The sequence below is a fragment of the Streptomyces sp. TM32 genome (assembly GCF_004122755.1).
Classification (GTDB): domain Bacteria; phylum Actinomycetota; class Actinomycetes; order Streptomycetales; family Streptomycetaceae; genus Streptomyces; species Streptomyces sioyaensis.
The window spans coordinates 1-5746 of record NZ_SDIG01000262.1 but is presented as its reverse complement, the minus strand read 5'-3'; the positions used below and the strand labels follow the sequence as shown (position 1 = coordinate 5746).

5 protein-coding genes and 1 pseudogene are annotated in these 5746 nt (G+C 68.2%); 4 read left to right on the top strand and 2 right to left on the bottom strand.

What is annotated here, in order from left to right; all coding sequences use genetic code 11:
* Nucleotides 1-734, bottom strand: a 734-nt coding sequence (locus EST92_RS30690) for an IS4 family transposase (protein ID WP_161981804.1), incomplete at its 3' end; no start/stop codon positions are given.
* Nucleotides 735-814: 80 nt separating this feature from the next.
* Between EST92_RS30690 and EST92_RS32505 the strand changes: the two are divergent.
* Nucleotides 815-1557 (top strand): annotated as a pseudogene (locus tag EST92_RS32505) (transposase family protein); the annotation flags it as partial.
* A gap of 18 nt (nucleotides 1558-1575) precedes the next feature.
* Here EST92_RS32505 and EST92_RS30675 read toward each other — a convergent pair.
* The gene (locus tag EST92_RS30675; protein ID WP_129283939.1) at nucleotides 1576-1938 is read right to left on the bottom strand and encodes a transposase; all 363 of its coding nucleotides are present in this window, start codon (nucleotides 1936-1938) and stop codon (nucleotides 1576-1578) included.
* A 666-nt stretch (nucleotides 1939-2604) separates the two neighbouring features.
* Here EST92_RS30675 and EST92_RS30670 point away from each other — a divergent pair.
* The 3 genes from EST92_RS30670 to EST92_RS30660 all read left to right on the top strand — a co-directional run.
* A complete protein-coding gene (locus EST92_RS30670) occupies nucleotides 2605-3171 on the top strand; it encodes a hypothetical protein (protein ID WP_254069176.1) in 567 nt (188 codons plus the stop codon).
* A 119-nt stretch (nucleotides 3172-3290) separates the two neighbouring features.
* Nucleotides 3291-4034, top strand: coding sequence for an IPT/TIG domain-containing protein (locus EST92_RS30665; protein WP_129283938.1), 744 nt, complete (start codon nucleotides 3291-3293; stop codon nucleotides 4032-4034).
* A gap of 161 nt (nucleotides 4035-4195) precedes the next feature.
* On the top strand, nucleotides 4196-5746 hold a 1551-nt coding region (locus tag EST92_RS30660), incomplete at its 3' end, for an IPT/TIG domain-containing protein (RefSeq protein ID WP_275540910.1).

The window sequence follows — 5746 nt, the reverse complement described above, 5'->3', positions numbered from 1 at the left end:
CTCATCCGCCCCAGGTAGCTCCCGTCGGACAGCACCTCCAGCGGCCGGGACGCGACCGTCGACCGGGCCCGCAGCAGCAGGTGTGCTCCGGCGCCCGTGTATGCCTTCCACAGCTCCACCCCGGGAAAGCCCCGGTCCATGATGACCAGCATCCCGGCCGCCGAGTCGGCCATCTGCACCGCCAACTCCCGCTCGCCGCCGTTGAAGCCGCCGATCCGGGCGTCGATCGAGGCGTGCGTGCCGGTCTCCGTGAGCGTCACCACCCGCACCTGCGGGAACCCCGCCTCGGCCTTGCGGGCGTCGGTCGGGCCGCCGAAGAACGCCCGGTTCGCCTCGCTGTCCGGCACGTCCAGCACGAACCCGTCCACCGCGGCCAGCCGCATCCCCCGCCAGAACGACCCGCCCAGACCGTCCGGGGCCACCGCCCCGCCGATGCGGCGGAACAGCATCTCCAGGGCCTCGGGCCCCAGCCGCTGCCGGGCCCTGGTGAACGAGGCCCGGTTCGGGACCGTCTCGTGCATCCCCTCCAACGCCCCGACCAGGTTCTCCGCGACGTCGTCATACGAGTCCTGCGCGAACAGCGCCAGCGCGAGCGTGAAGTAGACCATGAACCTCGGCGACAACGCGCCCGGCTTCACCCCGCCCCGCCCGCACTCGGCGAGCACCTCGTCCACCAACTCCGGCGTCACCCACTCGGTGAGCACCCCCAGCCGTACATCATCAGACAACCCCACCCACGGATGCATGACCTGCCCAACGACCCGACCACCGACCGGTCACAGCAATGCTTGATCTCCTCAAACAACGGCATTGCCCAGGTACTTCAAAATGGAACAAGGTGGAACACCAGCTTTTCTCCCACATCACCATGAACTGGCGCGGCAGACCCCTCACCAGCCACGAAGTCATCGTGAACAGCATCGCTGCGACCACCACCCGCACCGGGCTGACGGTGCACGCCGAACTCGACACCAACGCCTACGAAACCGGCGTCCGGATCGGTAACCGGCAGATGGACGCCCTGCCCCTGCACCGCCATGACTGGCACGGCGACTGGAACTACACCCTGCGACCCGAGACATACGCCCAGGTCAGTGACGCGCCCGACCCCTTCGACCAGCCGAGTCCCGACCTCGCGTGGCTCTGCCACCCCGCTCTGACCGGAATGCCGGCCCAGGAATGGGACAGCCTGACCGCCCAACTCCTGACCCTCCACGACGCCCAGCGCGAGGGCCAACTCGACAAGCGGCGCGGCCACCGGCCCCGCATCAAGGGCAACGGCACCACCGGCCCCGCCCCATGCTCACCCTCGCCGACCGGCTCCTGGCCACCCTCCTCCACCACCGGCTCGGACTCCCACAAGTCGCCATCGCCCGCCTCTTCAGCGTCACGCCCTTCACCATCAACCGGCGCATCCGCGACATCCGCCAACTCCTCGACGCAGCCGGACGCACCATCCAACCCGCCGACCAGCACCTCGCCACCCTCGACGACCTCCACCACCTCGCCAGCACGGCAGGCGCCACCATCCCCGCAGAGATCAAGACAGCGAGTTAATAATGCGCAGGGCCTAAGTCACCGGTGTTGGAGTTTTCCCTGGACCTCAATGACGGTGCGGGCCTTGCCCAGCTCGGTTTCCAGCCGGGCGACGCGGGCTTGCAGGCGAGTGATCTCTTTGTCCCGCGGGTCGGCCTTCGGCCGCCCCGCCGGCGCGGCGAGCGCCGTCTTCGCATCCCGCTCCCGCTGTTCCCGCCAGTTCGTGATCAGTGACGAGTACAGACCCTCCCGACGCAGCAGAGCAACCTTGCCCTGCCGGTCCAAGGTCTCGTACTCGGCCAGGATCCTCGCCTTGTACTCCGCGGAATACCGGCGCGGGCCGGCCGAACGGGATTCCACCCGCGGATCCGGGACCTCGTGGTCGTTGGTACTGGTGGCCACTGGGGTACTGCTCCTTCTCCGCCCTCGGTCATCGACTCAATGAATCGTACGGTATGCCCGCCTCGCACCACTTTGACAGAGAGGGACAAGCCGACGAACCAGACCCAGGAGACAGAAGCCACAGCAAGCTAAAAACGCCAGCAAACCGACTCAAACAGGTTGACAGGTTCCGGCAGGCTGTCCGGAAAACGGAGGGCCCCTCAGGCCGGCGCACGAGTGCCGGATGGTTCCCGGGAGCGCTGGGTGATGTCGTGTACTTGTTCCGTTGCACGCTATGCCGATCGGGTGACTTGGCGGCAAGACTCTTGCTGGCGTACTCACCTGAGTGGACTACTGGCTCCACCGATCCCGGTAAGTCGCCCGTCCTTCTCCGGGGAGCAACTGCCTGACCTCAATGCCCACTTGAGAGTCAGGAATCGGTGCAGTCCTGACGGTGCAGTCCTGACACTGTGAGGTACACGCTCCGCGTGGAGGGCGTGCCTTCACCAGCCCGGCCGGTTCGTGGCATCGGGGCCGGACCGATTCAATTGTCCCTCGGGGGGCGTCATGCCAACTGTCCGTACCTTGCGACCCATCCTTGGTGCCTGTGTCCTTGCCCTGGGGCTGGCCATGGCGCCGTCCCCGGCGCACGCCCAGACCGCTGTGCTGTGCAGCGAGTCCGCTCTGGTGAACGCGATCACGGCGGCGAACGTGGTCGGCGGGGACACCTTGGTGCTGTTTCCGTTCTGCACCTACCGGATCACCAGCGCTCACGGCACTGGCCCCGCGGGGCCAGTGGGACTGCCGCCGATCATCGCTCCGATCAAAGTAATCGGGCTGGGGAACATTATCGAGCGCGGGCGGGGCGCGCCGCCCTTCCGCGTCCTTCAGGTCGAGGGATCCGCCAATGTTCCGGGAACGAAAGGGAAGTTGGACGCACAAGGGATCACCGTCCGTGGCGGCAGCGCCGTGTCTCCTTACCCGGGAGGCGGCATCTCGAACCTGGGCGGCACGGTCTCCTTGAGTCTCAGTTCCGTCAGCGGCAATACCGCCGTCGCCGGGGGCGGTCTATACAACGACAACGGCGTCATGTCACTGTTCGGCACCCAGGTCACCGGGAACTCGGCGGCGTTTAGGGGCGGCGGCATCTACGTCAACTCCGGCGGAGTGCTGCTGTCGGGCTTCACCACCGCAGTAAGTGGCAACACCCCGGACAATTGTGCCCCCCCGGGAAGCGTCGGCGGCTGCGCCTGATTGCCGGCCGAGGCCTCGCCCCTACTCCACCAGGTAATCCACACCACAGCTTGCGGCGAGCGCAGCCTTTCGGCCGTGGTTCGCCGCTCCTTCACACACTCAGCCAAGGAGACAATGTCATGCCTATCTCTCCCAACCAGGGATCGACCGGCGGCGGTACCACGGTCACGGTCACCGGCACCAATCTCGCTAACGCCAGCTCCGTGCACTTCGGCTCCAAGACAGCCACCATCACCGCTAACACTCCTACCTCGGTAACCGTCACGTCCCCGTCCGGTACCGGGACGGTCCCCGTGACCGTGACCACTCCTGGGGGTACCAGCAACCCGTTGTCGTTCTTCTACATCGGGGCCCCGTTCAAGTCCAGCCTCAGCCCCCTGACCGGCGTCACGGCCGGCGGGGACACCGTTACCATCAACGGTACTGGACTGACCACCGCCAGCGCGGTGCACTTCGGAGCCGCCACCGCGACCCCGACGGTGGTCAACGACGGTCAGCTGACCGTCACCGTACCGGCGGGCACAGGCCCCGGGCCGGTAGGTGTCAGTGTCACCACAGCCGGCGGCACGAACAACGGTCTGACCTTCACCTATGTCGACGCACCCACCATCGGCGCCCTCAGCCCCAACTCCGGTCCGGCGACTGGCGGAACGGTGGTGACCGTCACCGGTACCAACCTCAGCACGACCCAGTCCGTCACCTTCGACGGCGCGGCCGCTGCATTCGCCGTGATCAGTGACACTATCCTCTCTGTCACCACTCCTCCCGGTACGGCCGGGCCTGTCGATGTAGTTGTGACCACCACCGGTGGCAGCGCGACCGCCGCGGGTGGCTTCACCTACGTCGCCGGACCCGGTATCTGATCTACCGTGCGGTCCGCTCACCGTCCGGACGTCGTCCTCAGGCGTCCGGACGGCCTGCCCGGACAGGGCGCGCCCCTGCCCGGGCCCGCCCCATCACTTACGAGCCTTGGCCCGGCATTTCTTCTCCGGTGCCGGGCCGGGCGCATGCCCTCGAAGGAACCATGGCTGTGCATCCCTCTGAAAACCTGCCGTCCGCTTCCGCCCCGCCCGTTGTCACTTCCGTCTCGCCAGCCTCGGGCTCCACGGGGGGCGGTACCAGTGTGACGGTGACCGGCACCGGTTTCACCGGCGCCACCGCCGTACGCTTCGGCGCCACGCAGGGGACTGCGGTCACCGTCATCTCGGATACCCAGGTCACGGTCGTCTCCCCGCCGGGCACCGGAACGGTGCAGGTCACCGTCACGACCTCGGCAGGCACCAGCAACGAGTTCGTCACCTACGGCTACGCCCCCACCTCCGCACCCGTGCTCTCCGCGCTGAGTCCGAGTTCGGGGCCGGCGGCCGGCGGGACGGTGGTGACGCTGTCGGGGTCGGGGTTCACGGGCACGACCGCGGTGCGGTTCGGTGCGGTCCCGGTGTCGTTCACGGTGGTGTCGTCCACGCAGCTCGCGGCGACGGCCCCGGCAGGCTCGGGTACTGCCCAGGTGACGGTGACGACTGCTGGGGGAACAAGCAACGCGGTGGCGTATACGTACACTTCAGCGTCGGTTCCGGTGCTGTCGTCGCTGAATCCGAGTGCGGGCCCGGCGGCCGGAGGGACGTCGGTGACCTTGTCGGGGTCGGGATTCACCGGTGCCACCGCGGTGCAGTTCGGTACTGCTCCGGCGTCGTTCACGGTGGTGTCCGCCACCCAGATCACAGCGACGGCGCCTGCGGGCTCCGGCGCCGTCCAGGTGACGGTGACGACCCCTGGAGGGACGAGCAACGGGGTGGCGTTCACCTACACCTCGGCATCCGTTCCCGTTCTGTCGTCGGTGAGCCCGAACTCGGGCTCCGCGGCCGGCGGGACGACGGTCACCCTCACCGGCACGAGGCTGGCCGCCACCAGCGCGGTACGTTTCGGCGCCACGGCGGCGACCTCCTTCACCGTCGTCTCCGACACCGTCCTCACCGCCGTCGCCCCACCCGGGAACGGCACCGTCCAGGTCACCGTCACCACCCCGGGCGGCACCAGCAACGGAGTCTCCTACACCTACTCCGTGACCCCCACCCTCACCGCCGTCAGCCCGAACCAGGGGCCCACCTCGGGCGGGAACACCGTCAACCTGACCGGCACCAACCTCACCGGAACCACCGAGGTCGACTTCGGTACCACCCAGGCGACGTCCTTCACGGTCCTCTCGCCGACCCAGATCACCGCCGTGGCTCCGGCCGCGGTTGCGGGGGCGGTCGACATCACGGTGACGACTCCGGGCGGGACCGGCACCCTCCAGAATTCCTACTTCTTCGTCCACGCCCCGGTTCTCACCGCCGTCGCACCGCTCTCGGGCCCGCTCGCGGGCGGCAACACCCTCACCCTGCACGGCGCCCACCTCGTCGAGGCCACAGCGGTCCGCTTCGCCAACACCACCGCCACCTCGTTCACCGTGATCTCGGATTCCCAGATCACCGCCGTGGTTCCCCCGGGGGCCGCCGGCGCGGTGGACCTCACCGTCACCACCGCCGGCGGCACCAGCAACCCAGTGACCTACACCTACGTCGCGGCTCCCGTC